This is a genomic window from Pseudobutyrivibrio ruminis, assembly GCF_015057245.1.
GTDB lineage: Bacteria > Bacillota > Clostridia > Lachnospirales > Lachnospiraceae > Pseudobutyrivibrio > Pseudobutyrivibrio ruminis_E.
Genome location: NZ_SVET01000002.1, coordinates 175,955 through 197,453, shown reverse-complemented (window position 1 = coordinate 197,453; position 21,499 = coordinate 175,955). Strand labels below are relative to the sequence as shown.

Annotated in this window: 18 protein-coding genes; all 18 read left to right on the top strand. The window is 43.3% G+C overall.

Features of this window, described 5'->3' with window-relative positions; genetic code table 11:
* The first annotated feature begins 93 nt into the window (after window positions 1-93).
* The 18 genes from glf to E7274_RS02870 all read left to right on the top strand — a co-directional run bounded on the left by glf (window position 94) and on the right by E7274_RS02870 (window position 20,549).
* Window positions 94-1,239, top strand: coding sequence for a UDP-galactopyranose mutase (glf, locus tag E7274_RS02955; protein WP_304173596.1), 1,146 nt, complete (start codon window positions 94-96; stop codon window positions 1,237-1,239).
* Window positions 1,240-2,118 carry a glucose-1-phosphate thymidylyltransferase RfbA gene (gene rfbA / locus E7274_RS02950; protein WP_044938848.1) on the top strand — a complete coding sequence of 293 codons (879 nt, stop codon included), beginning with the start codon at window positions 1,240-1,242 and terminating at the stop codon, window positions 2,116-2,118. It begins immediately after the preceding gene.
* Window positions 2,119-2,147: 29 nt separating this feature from the next.
* The gene (rfbC, locus tag E7274_RS02945; protein WP_304173594.1) at window positions 2,148-2,729 is read left to right on the top strand and encodes a dTDP-4-dehydrorhamnose 3,5-epimerase; all 582 of its coding nucleotides are present in this window, start codon (window positions 2,148-2,150) and stop codon (window positions 2,727-2,729) included.
* A 24-nt stretch (window positions 2,730-2,753) separates the two neighbouring features.
* Window positions 2,754-5,627, top strand: a complete 2,874-nt coding sequence (locus tag E7274_RS02940) for a GH25 family lysozyme (protein ID WP_304173592.1) — start codon at window positions 2,754-2,756, stop codon at window positions 5,625-5,627.
* Between the two features lie 10 nt (window positions 5,628-5,637).
* A complete protein-coding gene (locus E7274_RS02935; protein ID WP_044938841.1) occupies window positions 5,638-7,020 on the top strand; it encodes an exopolysaccharide biosynthesis polyprenyl glycosylphosphotransferase in 1,383 nt (460 codons plus the stop codon).
* Window positions 7,007-8,182, top strand: coding sequence for a glycosyltransferase family 4 protein (locus tag E7274_RS02930; protein ID WP_304173590.1), 1,176 nt, complete (start codon window positions 7,007-7,009; stop codon window positions 8,180-8,182). Before E7274_RS02935 ends, E7274_RS02930 begins: the two co-directional genes overlap by 14 nt.
* Window positions 8,183-8,211: 29 nt before the next feature.
* Entirely contained in the window at window positions 8,212-9,306 is a 1,095-nt protein-coding gene (locus tag E7274_RS02925) for a glycosyltransferase family 4 protein (RefSeq protein ID WP_304173588.1), read from the top strand.
* On the top strand, window positions 9,278-10,720 hold the full coding sequence (locus E7274_RS02920) for an oligosaccharide flippase family protein (protein WP_304173586.1): 1,443 nt from the start codon (window positions 9,278-9,280) through the stop codon (window positions 10,718-10,720). The genes E7274_RS02925 and E7274_RS02920 overlap by 29 nt, the downstream gene beginning before the upstream one ends.
* A gap of 2 nt (window positions 10,721-10,722) precedes the next feature.
* Entirely contained in the window at window positions 10,723-12,150 is a 1,428-nt protein-coding gene (locus tag E7274_RS02915; RefSeq protein WP_304173584.1) for a capsular polysaccharide export protein, LipB/KpsS family, read from the top strand.
* Entirely contained in the window at window positions 12,143-13,123 is a 981-nt protein-coding gene (locus E7274_RS02910) for an NAD-dependent 4,6-dehydratase LegB (RefSeq protein ID WP_044938831.1), read from the top strand. Before E7274_RS02915 ends, E7274_RS02910 begins: the two co-directional genes overlap by 8 nt.
* An 11-nt stretch (window positions 13,124-13,134) precedes the next feature.
* A complete protein-coding gene (locus tag E7274_RS02905) occupies window positions 13,135-14,301 on the top strand; it encodes a LegC family aminotransferase (RefSeq protein ID WP_304173582.1) in 1,167 nt (388 codons plus the stop codon).
* A gap of 5 nt (window positions 14,302-14,306) precedes the next feature.
* Window positions 14,307-15,353 (top strand): sugar phosphate nucleotidyltransferase, encoded by a 1,047-nt coding sequence (locus E7274_RS02900; protein WP_304173580.1) that lies wholly within the window; start codon window positions 14,307-14,309, stop codon window positions 15,351-15,353.
* Between the two features lie 19 nt (window positions 15,354-15,372).
* Complete coding sequence (locus E7274_RS02895) at window positions 15,373-17,058, top strand: DUF2142 domain-containing protein (protein WP_304173578.1); 1,686 nt, start codon at window positions 15,373-15,375, stop codon at window positions 17,056-17,058.
* A gap of 25 nt (window positions 17,059-17,083) precedes the next feature.
* Entirely contained in the window at window positions 17,084-17,323 is a 240-nt protein-coding gene (locus E7274_RS02890) for an acyl carrier protein (protein ID WP_044938818.1), read from the top strand.
* Window positions 17,323-17,736 carry a MaoC family dehydratase gene (locus E7274_RS02885; protein WP_304173577.1) on the top strand — a complete coding sequence of 138 codons (414 nt, stop codon included), beginning with the start codon at window positions 17,323-17,325 and terminating at the stop codon, window positions 17,734-17,736. The genes E7274_RS02890 and E7274_RS02885 overlap by 1 nt, the downstream gene beginning before the upstream one ends.
* An 11-nt stretch (window positions 17,737-17,747) precedes the next feature.
* Entirely contained in the window at window positions 17,748-18,482 is a 735-nt protein-coding gene (locus E7274_RS02880) for an SDR family NAD(P)-dependent oxidoreductase (RefSeq protein WP_044938812.1), read from the top strand.
* A gap of 33 nt (window positions 18,483-18,515) precedes the next feature.
* Entirely contained in the window at window positions 18,516-19,139 is a 624-nt protein-coding gene (locus tag E7274_RS02875) for a NeuD/PglB/VioB family sugar acetyltransferase (RefSeq protein WP_304173574.1), read from the top strand.
* A 213-nt stretch (window positions 19,140-19,352) separates the two neighbouring features.
* Window positions 19,353-20,549: a glycosyltransferase family 4 protein gene (locus tag E7274_RS02870; RefSeq protein WP_304173572.1), complete on the top strand. Its 1,197-nt coding sequence runs from the start codon at window positions 19,353-19,355 to the stop codon at window positions 20,547-20,549.
* Window positions 20,550-21,499: the final 950 nt, after the last annotated feature.

Sequence of the window (21,499 nt, the reverse complement as noted above, 5' to 3'; positions counted from 1 at the left end):
CAGTAGCAAACAATCTCTGAGAATACTCAAGCGAAACATGTAGTTGAGCGGAGTATTACTCAGGATTGTGTGTGTAACTGGCGGGAGATACAGATGAATAATTATGATTATTTAGTAGTAGGCGCAGGGTTGTTTGGTGCAACCTTCGCCTACGAAGCTATGAAGAGAGGTAAATCAGTTCTTGTAATTGATAAGAGACCTCACATAGCCGGAAATATTTATACAAAAGAAGAAGATGGAATCAATGTGCATGTTTATGGCGCACACATCTTCCACACTAGCGACAAAAAGATTTGGGAATACATGAACCAGTTCGCTGAGTTCAACAACTACATCAATTCCCCAGTTGCCGTTTATGGCGACGAGCTTTACAATCTTCCATTCAACATGAACACATTCTCAAAGATGTGGGGCATCAAGACTCCTGCAGAGGCTAAGGCCAAGATTGCAGATCAGATCAAGGAGCTAAACATCACAGAGCCAAAGAATTTGGAAGAGCAGGCACTTTCTCTTGTTGGAACAGATGTATACGAAAAGCTCATTAAGGGCTACACACAGAAGCAGTGGGGACGTCCATGCGACGAGCTTCCAGCTTTCATCATCAAGAGATTGCCACTTAGATTTACATACGACAACAACTACTTTAACGATAGATTCCAGGGAATCCCAATGGGCGGTTACACTCAGATCGTTGAAAAGATGCTTCAGGGCGCAGACGTTGTTCTTGAGCAGGATTTCTTCGATATGGTTGGCGGCGTAGAAAACGCACCAAAGTCTACAGAGGGAACTCTCAACGACGGCACTCAGGTTTCATGGAATAAGCTTGTTTTCACAGGCCAGATTGATGAGTATTACAATAGCTGCTATGGCGATTTGGAATATCGCTCAGTTCGATTTGAGACAGAGAAAATCGATTGTGACAACTACCAGGGCAACGCAGTTGTAAACTACACTGCAGCCGATGTGCCTTACACTCGTATCATCGAGCACAAGCACTTTGAGTTCGGCACGCAGCCAACCACAATCATTTCAAAGGAATACTCAAGCGAGTGGCAGCCAGGCGTTGAGCCTTACTACCCAGTAAACAACGATAAAAATAATGCAGTTTACGAAGATTACGCAAAGCTTGCATCAAGCGAGTCAGGAGTTATCTTCGGAGGCCGTCTTGGTCAGTACAAATACTATGACATGGACAAGGTGGTAATGGCTGCATTGGATTGCGTAAAGGAGGAATTTTAAGTGAAAGGAATTATATTGGCTGGAGGTTCCGGCACAAGATTATACCCATTAACTAAAGCTATCTCTAAGCAGATTATGCCAATTTATGATAAGCCAATGATTTACTATCCATTGTCTACACTTATGCTTGCAGGCATCCGCGAGGTTCTTATCATCTCTACACCAAGAGATCTTCCTGTATTCAAGGAGCTTCTCGGTGATGGTAGCCAGCTTGGCATGGATATTCAGTATGCCGTTCAGGAGCAGCCAAATGGACTCGCTGAGGCATTTATCATCGGCGCAGATTTCATCGGCAAAGACGCTGTAGCACTTGTACTTGGCGATAACATCTTCTATGGCCAGTCATTCTCAAAGGTGCTTCAGACAGCAGCACATCGTACAGAGACAGAGCCAGGCGCTACAATCTTTGGTTACTATGTTCGTGACCCAAGAGAGTACGGTGTTGTTGAGTTCGATGAGAACGGCGTAGCTATTTCTATCGAGGAAAAGCCAGCTCAGCCAAAGAGCAACTACGCAGTTCCAGGTCTTTACTTCTACGACAACTCAGTTGTAGAAATCGCAAAGACAATCAAGCCATCAGCACGTGGTGAGCTTGAAATTACAGCTGTTAACAACGAATACTTAAACCGTGGAAACCTTCACGTTGAGACACTTGGCCGTGGATTTGCATGGCTTGATACAGGAAACCACGACATGCTTCTTGCAGCTGCTGAGTTCGTCAGCACATTCCAGAAGCGCCAGGGTATGTATGTATCATGCATCGAGGAAATCGCATTCAAGCGTGGCTTCATCAACAAGGAGCAGCTCCTCAAGCTCGCCGAGCCACTCATGAAGACAGAATACGGTAAATATTTAGTAGACGTTTCAAACGGTTTATAAAAAAATTAGAAAGAGTATAGATAAAGAAAATGGCAATTACAGTTGAGAAAAATGTAAATGGTATTGAAGGCCTCTGTGTTATCACTCCTAAGGTATTTGGTGATGAGCGTGGTTACTTCATGGAGACATACAACGAAAATGATATGAAGGCAGAAGGACTTGATTATGTCTTTGTACAGGACAATCAGTCTGCAAGCAAGAAGGGTGTACTTCGTGGCCTTCACTTCCAGAAGAACTTCCCACAGGACAAGCTTGTTCGTGTAATCAAAGGTGAAGTTTATGATGTAGCAGTTGACCTCCGCCAGGGATCAGCTACATTTGGACAGCACTATGGAATTCTTCTTTCAGAGGAGAATAAAAAGCAGTTCATGATTCCAAAGGGATTCGCTCATGGATTCTTAGTAGTCAGCGATTATGCAGAGTTCTGCTACAAGGTTACTGATTTCTATCATCCAAACGATGAGGGCGGTCTTATGTACAACGATCCAGATATCGCTGTTCAGTGGCCAATCCCAGAGGGTATGACTGAGGCAGATTTAATCCTTTCAGACAAAGATAAGGTAAACGCATCTTTCAAGGATTACTGCGCAGAGAGAAATATCAACGCTTAAGATTTAATTTGGGAGAATTATAAAATGGAAGAATTATGGGAGAGTTTGAAATTCTTTATAGCATCGCATAAGGCGGCCAGTATCGCCGTTGCCAGTGCTGTTGGTGTTACAGCGGCAGGTGCAGGCGGCTATGGTGTTTACAATCTTGTAACTGACAAAGAAGAGCCAGTTGAGGTTGTAGAGGTCACAGAGCAGGCTGCTAATAATGATGTCTATATCCCAGAATTTGTTAATGTAAAAATAACAAGTGAATCATTAGAGAAGGATTTGACAATCTACATCTCAGACGAGAACGACAATCCTATCACAGGAATTCCTTTTGAAGTAAAGCTTTTGACTGAGGATAATGCGGAAAGCCTTCAGTCATATGTTGATGCAATCAAGGATATCGATGCTCAGATTGCTGAGTACACAAAGGATTACGACTTCTCAACAGACACAGAGGAAACAGGTTCTGAGGAAGAAAGCGATGCCCTCCCAGTCGATGGAGAAGAGATTGATTTCTCTAAGGATGATTCAGAAGAATCAGAAGATACTTCAGAGGACACAACAGAGACTGCAAGCAATGAGGCAACAGTTACAATACCAACTAACTCATTCCAGATTATGCAGATCCTCCAGGATAGAAACGCAGCAGTCACTGTTACAGATGAAAACGGTGATGTAGTTGAGACTCAGACTGGAGATATCAGCTCAGATCCATTGTATCTTTTATATCTTGATAAAGAGACAGCAGTTCAGGCTTATACAGTAGCTGTTAATGAGGCAGAAGGTACCGTTTATACAGATGATGATATGGACGGTGTAATCACTCAGACAGACATGGAAGCCGGCGACTATGTACTTTGCTTAGTAAACGACTTGGACACAGAAGTTAGCTACGAGCCTGTAACATACACTACTGCAGCCAATGTAAAGGACAAGGTAGAGTACAAGGTTCAGAAGGAAATCACAAAGCAGATTAAGAAGGATGTGGCTTCCGAGGATGGACAGAAGGCTGCCGCTGCAGAGGTTCCTGTAGAGAACAAGCTTACAGATACAGTTGAGTTCGTTGAATCTAAGAAGGTTGAAAACGGCTCAGGTGAGGTTAAGCAGGCCGAGGCAGTTGCTCCAAAGAGCACAGCTACAGCAAGCAAGAGCAAGGCAACAGTAAAGAGTGGTGGTATCACAAAGGTAACACACGATGTTGTTAAGACAGCTTCACGTTACTTAAGAACAAAGGGCTATGTAGCTGCAGCTAGCAAGCTTGATTATATCGATGCCCTTATGATGAAGGCTACAAAGGTGGCTACCACAAATGATGGTTCATCAGAGGATACTACTAAGACTGGAGAAGATACTTCTAGCAACAGTAATGCAGGTTCTGGAAGTACAGATAGTTCATCTTCAGGTTCATCTAGTAGCGAATCAGGTTCAGGCTCAAGTTCGGAGTCAGGTTCAACAGGTGGAAGTACAGATAATTCAGGATCAAATTCAGGCTCTACAGGTGGAAGTACAGATAACTCAGGATCTAATTCAGGTTCAACAAGTGGAAGCACAGATAACTCAGGATCAAATTCAGGCTCTGGAAGTCAGACTCCAGCTCCAGCTGAAAAAGCAAAGCATACAATCACTGTTAAGTATGTAGACGAATCAGGAAATGAAATTTCTGGTTACAAAGCATTCACTGAGACAAAAGAAGAAGGTGCAACATACAAATATGATGCAGCAACAATCAATGGCTATACATTGACATCAACTACACCAGTAACAGGTACAGTTGGAACTAGTGATGTAACAGTTACATTCACATACAAAAAGATAACAACTACCAAAACAACAGAAGAAGCTACCCTCGACATGAGCTACTCAGCTGGCACATTCACAATCAAGGCTTCAGCAAATGTTGGTAGCGTCACAGTAAATGGTACAGCTGTTACAATGTCAAACGGTAGCGGTACTTTCAAAGTTACAAAGGATGGCGATTACACACTTAAGGGTGTAGCAACATTCTCAGACAAGGCAACAGATAACACACTTGCTGTTACATATACGGTATCAGGATACGGCTCAGGCGATTCTACAGAAAAGCTTAAGGACGCAGCTGGCAACCAGCTTTATCTTGATGAGCAGTGCACAAAGGAAGCAACTGCTGCTGATTATGAAAAAGGCAAAAAGTATTATTACAAAGAAGCTAGCTATACATACTATGGTTGGCAGTCAATTGATGGCAATACATACTACTTCGACAAGAACGGCAACAAGGTAACAGGCACTCAGGTAATCCAGGGTGTTAGCTACGATTTTGGAACAGATGGCGTTTTGGCAAACAAGGGAACAGGTATCGATGTTTCTAAGTATCAGGCAAACATCGACTGGTCACAGGCTAAGTCAGCAGTTTCATTTGCAATCATTCGTTGCGGTTACAGAGGTATGTATGATGGACAGCTCCACGAGGATCCATATTTCTACAAGAATATGTCCGGAGCCAAGGCCAACGGAGTAAGCGTAGGTGTTTACATTTACTCAACTGCCCTCAACGAGGCAGAGGCTGTTCAGGAAGCATCAATGGCAGTAGCTATGGCTCAGAAAGCAGGCGGATGTTCATATCCAATCTTCATTGATATGGAAGATAAGGTTCGTGGACAGGGCTCACTTTCAACAGCTCAGCGAATGGCAATCCTTAACGCATTCGTTTCAACAGTTCAATCATCTGGCTATAAGGCAGGTGTTTACTGTAGCAAGAACTGGATGACAAGCTTGATGGATGCAAATTCAGTACCAAGCTCATGTAGCGTATGGATTGCACAATACAATACATCATGTACATATTCAGGAAGAAAGAACATGTGGCAGTACTCTAGCAAGGGTTCAGTTCCAGGAATCAAGGGATATGTAGACATGAATAAGAGTTTCTAGTAGGAGTATTATGAATCAAAACGTAAGAAATATAGAAACTGGCAAAAGAATGTTTCGCTTCGTAAGTAGCGTGGTTTTAGTCGCAGTACTAGCCACGCTCTTTGGCGTTATGTGGTATATGCGTTTACAGATGCTTATGTCACAGCGATTCTTGAGTATCGGTAACTATTTAATGATCGGCCTTTATGTGGTTTTGACAGTTCTCATGATCAACACATTCAAAGGCTTCAACATCGGAAGTGGAAGAATATCAATCCTCACAATGTCTCAGGCTATCGCCATGGGACTTGTAAATATGCTTGAATTTGTAATCGTAATTTTGATGACACGTATCAAGCAGTTGATGTGGATGACATTGGCTTACATCATTGTGCTTACTATTGCAGATGCTATTGCAGTGCTTGTAATCACATATGTCAGCACAAAGCTTTATCGCGCAGTGTTCCCACCTTTCACAATTTTAAATATCTACGGAGAATACGAAAACGACCTTGTTCGCAAGATGAATCGTCGTGCAGACAAGTATCGAATCACTGGCGAAATGAGCTGCATGGAGCCACTTGATAAGATTATCCGTGAGCTTGAAAACTACGACGCAGTTCTAGTAAATGACGTTCCATCGGAAATCCGAAACGACATTGTAAAGGCCTGCTTCGCAACAGATAAGCGTGTATATTTTACACCAAAGATTTCAGACATCCTTATCAAGGGTGCAGAGGAGGTTAACCTTTTCGATACACCTCTTTACCTTTGCAAGAATGTTGGAATGGATGGCATTTCAGCTACACTCAAGCGTCTTGGTGATATCGTGATTTCACTTATCGGAATCATCATTTCTTCACCAGTTATGCTTGTGACAGCTATACTTATCCACAATTACGACGGCGGCCCAGTCTTTTATAAACAGACTCGCTGCACTATCGGTGGAAAAGAATACAAAATCATGAAGTTCCGTTCAATGATTACAGATGCGGAGAAGGATGGAAAGGCACGTCTTGCCAGCGAGAACGACGATAGAATCACTCCAATTGGACATTTTATCAGAGCGACTCGTATTGATGAGCTTCCACAGTTCTTCAACATCCTTAAGGGTGAGATGTCAGTTGTTGGCCCTCGTCCTGAGCGTCCAGAAATCATTGCAGAATACATAAAGGATGTGCCAGAGTTTGCATTCCGTACTCACGTAAAAGCTGGCCTTACAGGCTATGCTCAGGTTTACGGCAAATACAACACCACATCCTATGACAAGCTCAAGCTGGATATGATTTACGTTGAGAAATGTTCAGTATTCTTGGACATCCAGCTAATCCTTATGACCCTTCGTGTTATCTTTACAAAGGATGCCACAGAAGGTGTTGCTGAAGGCGAGGTTAATGCAAATGTCCGCAAGTAAAAAAGCTTTAATGCATGCGCATACAGCGTACATGGTGACACAGTTTAATATAGATAATATTAAGATTTTGCAGGACCTTGGCTACACAGTAGATGTGGCTTGTTGCTGGGCAGATGATGATAGCGCTCTTTCTCCCGAGGCTATGAAGGCTCGCAGAAAGATGCTTGATGACCTTGGCTGTCGCGTGATTGAGACAGCCAGTCTTAGAAAGATTTTCAACATTTCAGAGCTTTCCAAGGCATATAAGCAACTAAAGCACGAGGTGGAGACAAACAGGTATGAAATTGTCCACACCCAGTCGCCAATCGGCGGAGTTATCTGCCGCCTGGCCTGCAGAAAGGCTAGAAAGCTTTACGGCACAAAGGTTATTTACGCAGCACACGGTTTCCACTTCTTCAAGGGAGCACCACTTAAGAACTGGTTGGTGTTCTACAATGTGGAAAAGTACTGTAGTAAATTTACCGACCTGTTGATAACCATCAATCAGGAAGATTACAAAAACGCTCAGAAGTTCAAGGCCAAGGAAGTGGTTTACGTACCAGGCGCCGGCGTTGATACAAACAAATTTGTAGCTAGCGCAGACGGTCGCGAAAGAATCAGAAAAGAGCTTGGTATCGATGATGAAACAACCGTTTTATTGTCAGTAGGCGAGTTGATTCCTCGTAAGAACCACATGGAAGTTTTTGAAGCCTTGAAACAGATGAAGGATGCCGGCAAAGATTACAAGATTAAATATCTTATCGCCGGAAGAGGCAAAATCGCTGAGGAGCTTCAGAACAAGATTAACGAACTTGGTCTTCAGGAGCAGGTTCAGATGCTTGGCTTTAGAAGCGACGTAGCTGATGTATTTGCAGCCAGCGATATTTACGTGTTCCCATCTCATCAGGAGGGCCTTCCAGTTGCACTGATGGAGGCTATGTCAGTTGGCATGCCAGTTGTTTGCAGCCGTATCCGCGGCAATGTGGATTTGATTGAAGAAGGTGTTGGTGGATATCTTTTCGATTCCAAGGATGCTTCCACACTTGTGACAGCCCTTGATCGCATGATGGCCAAAGCTGAAATCGACCGCCGAGCAATGGGCTCACATAACGTTGCCGTGATGGAAAATTTCGACAAAGTTCACGTGAACACAAGAATGAAAGAAATATATAGTAACCTATAAACGTAACTATTTGCGGGGGTAGAAGTACTATGAAAGTTTTACATGTTTCAAAGTCATCAACTTACAGTGGCATGGAAAATGTTGCGATTAATATTATCAACGCCATGCCAGAAGATATTCACAGCGTGTATCTCACAGCCACAGGTTCCGTAGAAACAAAGCTATTGGAGCATGACATCGAATACATCGGTGTTGAAAAGGTTGATGAAAACGCTATTAAAGAGGCAATTGATGAGGTAAAGCCAGATATCATTCATGCCTATGAATATGACTGCAGCCTCATGTGCACAAAGGTGACGGACACTATTCCAATCATCAGCCACATCTATTCTGTGCCAAAATGGGTTCAGAAAATTGGCCCTAAATCCGTAATTTACGGCGGAGCATGTAAGAACTTTACAAAGATAATTATTCCAAACAAAATCGTGGAAGAGAAGGCATGGTTCAAGGATAAGATGGCAGGTAAAACTGTGGTCCTTGGCACACCTTTCAATGCTGTAAAGATTTTTGAAAAGGGATATTTACCAGGCACAGAGATGTCAAAAGAAAAGCTGGAAAAGTACAAATCTGACCTGCTTTTCGTAGGATATCTTACAGATGACAAGAACCCTTACGAGTTCGTAAGAATTGTTAAAGAGGTCAAGGAAACTCATCCTGATATCAAGGCCATCATTGTTGGTGGTGGAGATTTAGGAAGCGAGTGCCTTGAATTAATTGGAAAATACAATCTTTCCGACAATATAACGATGGTCGGCCTTCAGCACAATCCATATATCTACATGAATCAGACGAAGATTCTTGTGGCCCCTTCCAAGTTCGAAGGCTTCGGTATGGCAGCTGTGGAAGCTATGGCCTTTGGCAAGCCTGTGCTTGTCAGCAAGGTTGGTGGACTTATCACCACCGTCAATGATGATTGTGGAAAAGTATGCGGCACAGACAAGAAGCCTGTGGATAGAGACGCATTTGTTTCCAACATCAATGAGCTTCTGGATAACCAGGAGATTTACAGAATGAAGTCTGATGGCGCCAGAAGACACGCCAAGGACTTAAATAATTATGAAACATACATGGAAGAAGTAAAGAAGATTTATGAGGATGCTTACCAAACTGCTAGAAAAAATTAAAAGCGCAGATTTCATATTAGTGACTATGTCCACAGTCATCTGCTCGGGAATATCATTTATTTTCAGCGTATACTCAAAGTCTCTTGTTCCTGTAACACCACTGGGTATCTACAGCACTTGCCTGTTGGCCCAGACCTATATGAACTATGCCCAGTTCGGTGTGCTCAACGCCTACAACAGGGATTATCCTCAGGCCCTCGGCCGAAAGGATTATGAAACAGCAAATAAACTGAAAAACACAGCAGCAACATTCATGCTGATGGTTTACCTTATCATCTTTGTGGTATTTGAAGCCTGGGTTTTCTTTTATTATCGTGGCCGCATCGGCATGGACCAGTACCAGGCATATTATGCCTTTGGATATGCCATGTGCCCAATCATGATTCTGCTGAAAAGCTTTGACGATATGTCAAACGCCACAGTCAGAATGAATGGTAAATACAATTATTCCGCAGCTATCGGATTGCTTCGTACAATCATTGCCTTTGGAATCGGCGTCGCTGCACTTAACCTGGTTGGCTACTACGGCCTTTACGCCATGACAATGTCATCAGCGTTACTCGGAATTATCATGTTCCGCAAGAATGCACTTAAGGGAGTGCGCCTCAGCTTCGACTTTTCATATATGAAAGTCATGATTATCGGCGGCCTTCCACTTTTAATCAACAGCTTGATTTGGACTTTGGTTCAAAGCGTGGATAAATTCGTTATCCTTGGATTTTTGACTACTGACGACTTGGGAGTTTACTCAGTTCCTTTGATGGGATTCACCACTATGGTGCTTGTCCCACAGACGATTTCCCAGGTGTTTTACATAAAGGTTTCTCATTTGTATGGGGCCAATAAAGATGAAAAGCAGCTCCTTGAAAAGGCCAGCTATTTCACCAACATCACATCAGTTATTTCCGGAGCAGCATGTGTTTGCGTATTCTTCATCATGCCAATCTTCGTGCAGATGTTTATGCCAATGTACACAGATGGAACTCCTGCAACTCAGATTCTTATCATCGGCGTTGCAATCTATTCCACAACCATGCTTTTCGGAAACATTTTCAGCGTGCTTAAGCTAAACAAATCACTGATTGCAAACTCAGTTGCCCTTTGCATTTTCAATGTGATTTTCTCAACCGGCTTGGTTGTTTTTGTAGAGCGAAGCATCAACATGGTTGCCATCGGCACCGGTATGAGCTACGCCCTTTACTCATTGCTTTTGATGATTAAGCTTTCAAGAAAGTTCAACTACTCATTCTTGAAATTATTCGCCAACAGCTGGCTACCACTTTTAGCCATCGTCATCCCTGGCATACTTTATTACATGCTCATAGAAAACATCTATGTTGCCGCAGCTTTGGCTTTGTTTACCATACTTATTGTCTGTGGTATACTTACTAAGTTAATTTTCTTTAGGAGATAAAAATGCTTAACTTATGTTTTATGGGGCGCGAGGCCTTCCTCGACTACACTCCATTGATATTTAAGGATATAAAAGAAAAACACGATAGCGAGGCCAATGGCGTAATTGTTGTGCTGGATTCCAAGGAGAAGCAGTACGTTGAAAGCAAATATGGCGATGACGTTACCGTTGTTGTTCTTTCAGAATTCATGAACGCCCATTGGGACGAATTCACTTTGGAAAAGCTTTGCGAGTACGAGAAAAAGTACGATGCAGCCCCAATGTGGAAATACATCTACACAGATAGATTTTTAATCAATCGCGATTACGATTATTGCGTGCACACAGCCGCAGGCTTGTTTGCATTTTGGGAGTATGTGTTCACCACATACAAAATAGATTTTTACTTTGATGAGGTTATCGCCACACTTTTCACCTATGCAGCATACTTAGTTGGAAAGAAGACAGGAGCAAAGTTCTATTCACTGCTTTTGATGCGCTCCGTTGGAATGGATCTGACTCATCATTACATCTTGAACGACCCATTCGAGATGATTTACAACATGCCAGATGATTATCTGGACAGAAGCTACACTGACGAGCAGCTAAAGCAGGCTGAGGATTATCTCAACTCCTTCGAGGAAAAGCATTCAAAGCCAGCATTCATGAACTTCTCCGGCAAGGTGCCAAAGTTCAAGCCAAGCTTTTTGATTTTGCCACTGTTTTGGATTCGTCAGAGATTTTTCAATCCGCACACATTGGACAAGGGCAACTACATGTACTACAAGGACTACGAGACAGCCTTTGATCCATGGAAATTTTATAGAAGATATAAAAAGAGCAAGAAGTATTACAACAAGGCAGATTTATCAAAGAAGTTTGTTTACTATCCTTTGCATCTTCAGCCAGAGGCATCCACAATTGTCTGCGCTCAGAAATATGAAAAGCAGCTTTTCTTCCTGGATAATTTGGCAAAGTCAGTTCCAGCTGACACATTGATTTATGCAAAGGAGCACTATTCATTTCTTGGTAGCAGGGACAACAGCTTCTACGAGGAGCTGAAGAAATATCCAAACATCGTCCTTATCGACCCATGGGAGGATTCATTCGCCCTCATCAAAAACTGCCAGTGCGTTGCAACACTTACTGGTACCGCTGGTCAGGAAGCCATGCTTCTTCGCAGACCAGTTATCATGGGTGGCGACATTCTCTACAAGAATGCACCAGGCATCATGCGCATTGAAGATATTTATGACAACTATCTTGATGCCATGGCAAACTGGAAGCAGCCATCTCGTGAGGATGTTATCAAATATTTGGCAGCCTATATGAGCTGCGCCCGCGTCGGCAACACATATGTGCTCAGCGCCGACCGCTTAAAGCCAGACAACATTTCACTTATAGCAAAGTCTATGTATGATTATTTTTTAGAGGTAAAAGAAAATGAGTAAAGTTTTAGTTACAGGTTCAGATGGATTCATCGGTTCACACTTAGTAGAAGAGCTAGTAAAGAAGGGCTACGAAGTTCGTGCATTCGTTTACTACAATTCATTCAATAACTGGGGATGGCTCGACACACTTCCAAAGGATATTATGGATCACGTTGAGGTATTCGCTGGTGATGTTCGCGACCCTAACGGTGTTCGCGAGGCTATGAAGGGATGCGATGCAGTATTCCACCTTGCAGCCCTTATTGCAATTCCATTTAGTTATCACAGCCCTGATGCTTACGTTGACACAAACATCAAGGGAACTCTTAATATTTTACAGGCAGCCAGAGATCTAGGCACAGCCAGAGTTTTGGTAACTTCTACATCAGAAGTTTACGGAACAGCACAGTACGTTCCAATCGACGAGAAGCACCCATACCAGGGCCAGTCTCCATACTCAGCTACAAAAATCGGTGCAGATAGACTTGCAGAGTCATTCTATCGTTCATTCGATTTGCCTGTTACAATCGTGCGTCCATTCAACACATTCGGACCACGTCAGTCAGCACGTGCCGTTATCCCTACAATCATCACACAGCTACTTGCTGGCAAGGAGGAGATCAAGCTTGGTTCACTCACTCCTACACGTGATTTCAACTACGTAAAGGATACAGCCCACGGCTTCATCGCTATGTATGAAAGCGACAAGACAATCGGCCAGGAAATCAACATCGCAACACAGAAGGAAATCTCTATCGGACAGCTCGCTGAGGAGCTCATCCGCCAGATCAACCCTAATGCAAAAATCATTTGCGACGAAGATCGCCTTCGCCCAGAGAAGTCTGAGGTAAACCGTCTCCTTGGAAGCAACAAGAAGATCCTTGAGCTCACAGACTGGAAGCCACAGTACACATTCGAGCAGGGTCTCGCGGAGACCATCGCGTTCTTACGTGAGAATATGGATAAATATAAAGTCGATATATATAACATTTAGAGGTATTAGAAATGTCAGATGAATTTATTGCGTTATCTGTTCCAAATTTGAAGGGTAACGAACTTAAATATGTTACGGACGCTGTAGAGACTGAGTGGGTATCTACAGCGGGCCCATATGTTTCAGATTTTGAGAAGAAGATTGCAGAGTATGTAAAGGCTCCAGGTGCAGTCAGCACCCAGAATGGTACATCAGCCCTTCACATCAGCTTACTCCTCAGTGGGGTTACACGTGAAGATGCAGTCATCGTTCCAACTCTTACATTCATTGCAGCAGTAAACCCTACAAAGTACATCGGCGCCGAGCCAGTATTCATGGATTGCGACGATAGCCTTTGCATGGACCCAGTGAAGCTTCAGAAGTTCTGCGAGACAGAGTGCGACTTCACAGATGGCAAGCTTATCGACAAGCAGACAGGCCGCCATATCAAGGCAATGGTAGTAGTACATGTCTTCGGAAACATGGCCGACATGGAAGCCATCATGCCAATCGCTGAAAAGTACAACATCAAGGTTGTAGAGGATGCAACAGAGGCACTTGGAACATACTACACTGAGGGCAAATACGCTGGAAAGTTTGCCGGAACAATCGGTGATATGGGTTGCTATTCATTCAACGGAAACAAAATCATCACCACAGGTGGTGGCGGAATGATTGTTTCAAATGATGAAAAGCTTCTTGCTCATGCAAAGCATTTGACAACTCAGGCCAAAGCAGACCAGGCCAACTTCATCCACGATGAAATCGGCTTCAACTACAGAATGACAAACCTTCAGGCAGCCCTCGGAATAGCCCAGTTAGAGCAGCTTGAAGATTTCATCAAGACAAAGACAACAAACTATCATTTATACAAGGATGCAGTCGACAAGATGCCAGGACTTCACGTTCAGGACTTCAGAGAAGGCATCCGCAGCAACTACTGGTTCTACTCAGTAGTATTTGAAAATGACGAGAAGGGTCGCGACCAGCTCATCGAAGCGTTAAAGGAAGCCCACATCCAGTCTCGTCCAATCTGGGGACTTATCTCAGATCAGCTTCCATATCAGGGAGCTCGCACATTCGAACTTGAAAAAGCACCATGGTACTGGAAACGCGTTGTAAACGTACCATGTTCAACAAACCTCGACGAGGCCGGCGTTAATCGTGTCCTCGACGTGGTAAAGACTTTTGCGGAGTAAATTCTATGGAAAATGTATTTATACATGAGGAAGATTCAGTGCTTCAGGCTATGCGTACTTTTGACGCTAGTGGCCGCCGCACTGCCTTCATTGTCGATGAAAACAATAAGCTGATAGCCGCACTATCCGAAGGAGATGTAAGAAGATTCATTCTCTCTGGCGGAGATTTAAATGATGAAGTGCGCACAATCGCAAACTACAAGCCTCGTAGTCTTAAGGCCGATGAAAAGGAGGAGGCAAGAGATTTCTTGCGCCGCCACAACATCGAAGGCTTGCCAATCGTAGACGAAAATGGTGTTGTTATCGACACAGTCTTCTGGAGTGAAAATCATTATAAAAAGCAGAGCGAGTTATCTTGCCCAGTTGTCATGATGGCAGGCGGCAAGGGCACTCGTCTTTACCCATACACACGCATTTTGCCAAAGCCACTTATCCCAGTTGGGGAGAAGCCAATTGCAGAGCTCATCATGGATAGCTTCGCAGAATATGGCATCGACAGAATGATTCTTGTAGTTAACCACAAGAAAAATATGATTAAGTCATACTTCGGTGAGGTTGAAAAGCCATACACAATCGAGTACGTGGATGAGGACAAGCCACTTGGTACAGGCGGTGGCCTTTCACTTCTCCGTGGCAAGGTTAATGAGACTTTCATCCTTACAAACTGCGACATTCTTATCGAGGAGGATTATTCCAAGATTTACGCTCACCACAAGGCTGAGGGCAACATGATTACTATGGTTTGCTCACTTCGCAACTTCCAGGTTGCCTACGGCGTTGTTGAATTTGGCGAGCACGGCAACATCATTGATATGAAGGAAAAGCCAGAGTTCAGCTTTTTCACAAACACAGGCATCTACATCGTAGAGCCAGAGGTTTTGGACTACATCAACGATGACGAATTCATCGGCTTCCCTGATATCATCAACCGCTTAAAGGACGATGGTAAGAAGGTTGGTGTCTACCCAATCAACGAAAACACTTGGATGGACATGGGCCAGCTTGATGAGCTTGGCAAGATGGAAAATCGCTTACGTGGAATTAACAAATAATAGATAGAGAGGATTATCCTTGGAAAAAATAAAGAGTTTCTTTTATCCAATGACAATGGATAAGGCGTTCAAACTGGGGACAGTTTTAGTCAGCGCATTTGGAATCATCTTTTCAATTGTGTTCTTCTGCCTCAACGCATTCGACACTACAAAGACAAAATTTTACAACGGTTATTTCGCCCTTATATTGATTGTGATGATAGCTCTCACTATCTACCTTGCAAGATTTTTGCTTCTAGATAAAGAGTGGAGTTACTCAAAAATCTATTTGGTTTTGGCAATCGGCTGGAGCATCTGCATGCAGTTCGTTATGCCTCCTATTTCCGGAGCCGATGAGGTGCAGCACTTCTACAGTGCATATCATTGCTCCAACATTTATCTAGGAATAAAAGACCACGACTTCGACACTACTCCAGGTAGCTACGGCAACTGGATTGAAGGCACATCTTACTTCTACATGCGTGCAGAAGACTACTACAAGCTGCCTTACATCGATGTCACATTCCCATATCAGTACCAGATTTTGGCCGATGGCAACTGGTTCCACACAGATGACGATATGAAGGAATTGGTTCAGTGCTACACTAAGCCTACCCAGGCAAGGCGCTATTTGCTTTCCGGCCTTGGAATTGCAATCGCCCGTCTCCTTGGATTCGGTTTCTCCGGTGTAGTTTTCATGGGTCGAATCATGAACAGCTTGACCCTCGTGCTGGCTGGTTGGATTTGCATCAAGCTGCTTCCTGTTGGTAAGCTGCAGCTGCTGATGTTCTCACTCTTCCCAACCACCTTGCAGCTTTGCTCATCATATTCATACGACAACATGAGCATCCTGTTTTCATTCATTTTGCTGACTACTTGCCTATATCTCAGTCAGGAAAATGTGAAGCTTCATGCTTGGCACATATATTTAATCGCCATCATCGTGGTGATTCTCATACCAAACAAAATGGTTTACACCCTGTTTGCAGTATGGTTCTTCGCCATCCCACTTAAGAAATGGTGGACCGATGTTGGCAAGAGCAAGAAATGGTACGAGTACACATTGGCAGGCGCATTCATCGCAGGAGCACTTCTTGTGGTAAAGAAATTCGCCGGCAAATACATGTACATCCTTTACGATATGTTCGTGCTTGCTCACAATCACGCAACCATCGAGCAGGACGCCAGCCGTGCAGCATACAGCATGTACGATGTTTTGGATGATCCACTTGGCACACTTCAGTTTGCATGGGAAGGAATCAAGGTCGATTTCTGGTACAACATTCATCACGTAATCGGCTCCGAGCTTGGCCACATCAAGCTCAACGCAACAGTACCAATGGCTTGCGTAGTTACAATGCTTATCGTTCTCATTTTGGGATTGATAATAAACAAAGGAAAACGCCTCAAGAAATGGCAGTACGTAATCATCGGCATAGGCCTTTTGATTTGCGTAGTTGCAATCTTCGCAGGCTGCCTTGTACGTTTCACACCTGCAGAGGGCAGTGAGCGTATCCAGATTTCTTACCGCTATCTGATTCCAGTTTACATGTGCATGTGCATTGCCCTTGGAACAGATGCAAAGGAAGACAAAAAAGCACTAGCTTTGATTTTGATTCAAAACGTAGCCCTTATGGTTGGCTTGTGCGGCACCATCTACTTCTTACTTCACTTGAGAGATGGCATGGCTGCACCAGAGATTTTGAACGCAATTGGAATATACTAATTAACTGATTTTGGAGGAATTAATAATGACAAGAGAAGAAGTATTCGCAACATTAACAGATATTTTTAGAGATGTATTTGACGATGATGATATCGAACTCACAGATGCAACAACAGCTGATGACATCGAGGATTGGGACTCACTTGAGCAGATTAACCTCGTTGTAGCTTGCGAAAAGAAGTTCAACGTAAAGTTCGATATGAAGGAAATCCAGGCCCTCAAGAACGTAGGCGAAATGGTTGATACTATTGTAGGTAAGCTTTAATGAATAACTATACTTTTGATGAATTAAATGTGGGGATGACAGAAAGCTTCAAGGTTTTGATAACTGAGGAGATGCTTGAAGCCTTCAAAGGCATTACAGGAGACGTCAACCCACTACATAATGACGAGGAGTTTGCAAAGGCAAAGGGCCATCCAGGCCGCGTGGCTTATGGCATGCTCACAGCAAGCTTCCTCTCTACATTAGCTGGTGTCTACATCCCTGGTGAGCGCAGCCTCATCCAGCAGGTAGAGACAAAGTTCGCAAAGCCAGTCTACATCGGCGACGAGCTCACAGTCACAGGCGAAATCACAGAGCTTGTGGAAAGCGTCCAGCGTCTTGAATTAAAAGTAACCATCACAAATCAGGATGGAAAAAAGGTACTCCGAGGAACCATGGGTATCCTCGTGGTATAGAGGGAGATTAGATGAGAGAAAACAAGACATTATTCGTGACCGGTGCGTCCTCTGAACTAGGAACTGCACTTATTGAATTGGTGGCTGACAATTACGATACCATCGTGGCTCACTATCGCAGCAGCGCCTCACGTCTTCTTCCATTGGAGGAGAAGCTTGGGGAAAAGCTTGTTATGGTACAGGCTGATTTTGCTGATGCTATGTCGGTGAGAAAGATGCTTGATTTTATGGCTGAAAGAGAACTCAAGCCTGATCACGTGGTACATCTTGCAGCAGCACCAATGGAAAATGAAAAATTCAAAAAGCTCGGCTGGTGTGATTTTGCAGCAGCAACCGAGACTGACCTTCGTCCAATAGTTGATATACTGGGCGATTTTTTGCCCTTTATGACAAAGCAAAAATATGGCAAGGTTATCTTCATGCTCACATCATGCACAGTTGGCATGCCACCAAAGTACAAGAGCGTCTACACTACTACAAAATACGCCCTTCTTGGCCTTATGAAGTCACTTGCTGTTGAGTACGCAGACAAGGGAATCACAGTCAACGGTGTTAGCCCAGAGATGATAGAGACACGCTTCCTTGACAATCTTCCAGACCTTATCAAGGAAATGAATGCAGCAGATATGCCAATGGGCAAGAACCTCACAGTAGACCAGGTTGTGCCAACACTTGCATTCCTTCTTTCTGACGGCGCAGATATGATCAGCGGCCAGAACATTGCTATCACAGACAGCAAGCACTAATTAACTTTAGTAGAGAATTGAATTGGAGAAAATATGAGAAACTTAGTTATTGCAGGAACAGGCGGTGCCGGCAAAGAGACAAAGTGGCTGGCAGAGCGCATTAATGCAGTAAATCCAACATGGAACATATTAGGTTACATAGATATTGAACCAGGCGAAGGCGTAGTTGGCGATGATAGCTTCGTTACTGAAGCTACCGAGGATTTAGACGTAGTCATCGCCATGGGTTCAATGGAGCGCAGAAAGTTTTTGTACGAGCTTTACAAGAAAAATCCTCATGTGCACTTCCCTAATCTTATCGACCCATCTGCCACTTTGTCAGATAGTGTTGAAATGGGAGAGGGGAATGTTATCTGTGCAGGCGCCATTCTCACAGTTGATGTAAAAATCGGTAACCAGAACCTTATCAACTTCAACTGTACCGTGGCTCACGACAGCAAACTTGGTGATTTCAACACCCTCAACCCTAACGCCAACATTTCCGGAGCTTGCACACTTGGCAACCTCATCGAAGTTGGCACCGGCGCCCAAATCGTACAGGGCAAGACAATCGGAGACGAGACCCACATCTGGGCCGGCTCTTGCGTCATCAAAAACACGAAGGGAAGATGCGAAGTCGTCGGCGTCCCAGCCAAAACGGTAAGAAAGTTTGACTAATTGCTGCACCTATGGTGGCAGCAAATTATAAAAATATTATTAGATTATAAGTAGGTTTTCTATATATTATAGAATGCTTATGTGAAATATGTAGATGACAAGCTCTTAGGTTTCTCAAGCGAGACATGTAGTCGAGTGGAGAAACACTAAGGCTTGTAATCGTAACATATGAGCAGAAGCATACACAGAGTATAGGGAAGCCGGGAGATAAATGTGAGTAAACATATTTTGATAATTTGCCAGTATTTTTATCCTGAGCAATTTAGGATAAACGACATGGCCTTCGAGTGGGTGAAGCGCGGCTACAAAGTAACTGTAGTTACAGGCATTCCAAATTACCCAGAGGGTAAATTCTACCCAGGCTATGGCTGGTTCAAAAATACAAAAGAAACAATTAATGGCGTGGAAGTCCACCGCATTCCTCTCATCGCAAGAGGAAAAGGCAAGTTTGGATTGGTAATGAATTACTTTAGTTTTCCATTCTTTGGCTTTTGGTGGAGCTTGTTCACAAAGATAAAGGCTGACGAGGTGTTCATGTTTGAAACATCTCCTATGAATCAATGTAAGGTGGGAGTGAGATATGCAAGAATGCATCACATCCCATGTTATTTGTATGTTCAGGATTTGTGGCCTGACAATGTGGAAATGATTACAGGAATCCATTCCCCACTTGTGCTTAAGCCAATTGAGCGAATGGTTAGAAAAATCTATAAAGGCTGCACTCACATCTGGGGTACCAGCCCAAGCTTCGTAACAGAGATTCGCAAGCTTGTAGATGAGGATGAGCAGGATAAGGTTTCCTTCTGGCCACAGTACGCCGAGAAATTTTATCAGCCTCAGCCAAAGAAGGAGCACAAAGGCTTCAATGTAATCTTCACAGGAAACATTGGCCAGGCTCAGGGCTTGGAAATCCTTCCATTTGCAGCAAAAAAAATCCGCGACGAAGGAATCAAAAATATCAGATTCACTATCGTTGGCGATGGTAGAGCCAGAAAGTCATTTGAGCATTCCATCACTCAGCATGGTGTGTGGGATATGTTTGAATTTGCAGGCAGAGTAAAGCCAGAGGAAGTGCCAGCACTTCTTGCAACAGGGGATGCAGCCTTCATCTCATTTGCAGATGATGAGCTTTTCGCAAAGACAATCCCAGCAAAGCTTCAGTCATACATGGCCTGCGCAATGCCAATCATTGCTTCAGCCCGAGGCGAAACAGCCCGCATCATCAACGAGGCTGATTGCGGTATGTGTTCAGACATCGGTGACGCCGAGGAGCTTGCGGTAAGTATTATCGCCATGAGCAAGCTTTCACCAGAGCGCCTTGCGCAGCTTGGCGAGAACTCTCGCAACTACAACAAAGCCCACTTCGACAAGAAGACCCTCATGGATCAAATGGACCAATTTGTAGGGTGATTTAGATTAAGAGTAAACAGTATATAGTTTTACGGCTAGCCTAAAGAGTTGGTTTCAACCTGCTGGCTACAGCATATCAGCCTGCGGACAAGTGTCAAGAGCAAGGCCTGCGGCGCTACGCCTCTTGACCCTAGCCCTTCGGCAGATATGGAGTAGTCAAGCAGGTCTGAAACTGGGACTGTGGCACAGCCACCAGTGCTTACTACTGCCTGGAGTGAGATTTTTGATTTGGGTAGTAAGGATTTGGAGAAAAACTACTGCCTAGAGAGTGTGTTTAGATTTAGGTAGTAGGGATTTTGGGAGATAATACTATCTGGAAAGAGATTTTAGATTTAGGCAGTAGAGATTTGGATAGGTGCTACTATCTGTGGATTAGTTTTCAATCTAGATAGTAGAGAATCTGACAAATACTACTATCTAGAGAAAGAAATTTATTAGAGATAGTAGAGATATAGGAAAAAAATACTATCTGAGTGAAATATATGGTATTGGATAGTAGTAAATCGGAAAATTATTACTATCTATGATTGGAAAACAAATTTAGGTAGTAAATTTAAAGGAAATTACTACTATCTAATAAACGAATGATTGTATAGATAGTAAAATCTATAAGAATGTATAGGTTTTTGATTTTCCTCAGAAAAACAGGAACCGTAAATACCATGAAAATAGATTTGTCTATTTTCATGTCCTGCAAAGCAGGATTCTTGCTGACAATTTCCTTATTGGGTCAGCAAGAAGTCATATTTTATTAATCTGAAAGTCGCATATTTAAAAATGTTTAATCAATATCACCTCAATCACATGTAGATGTGGTGATACATAAAAGTGAAAGTATTGATTTTAAAGAAAACAATAATTTAATACTTGGAAACAGGAATTTTAAATTTAATATCCAGTCAACAAGTATTAATAAATGAATTTAAACATAATTAATACTTTTATTCTAA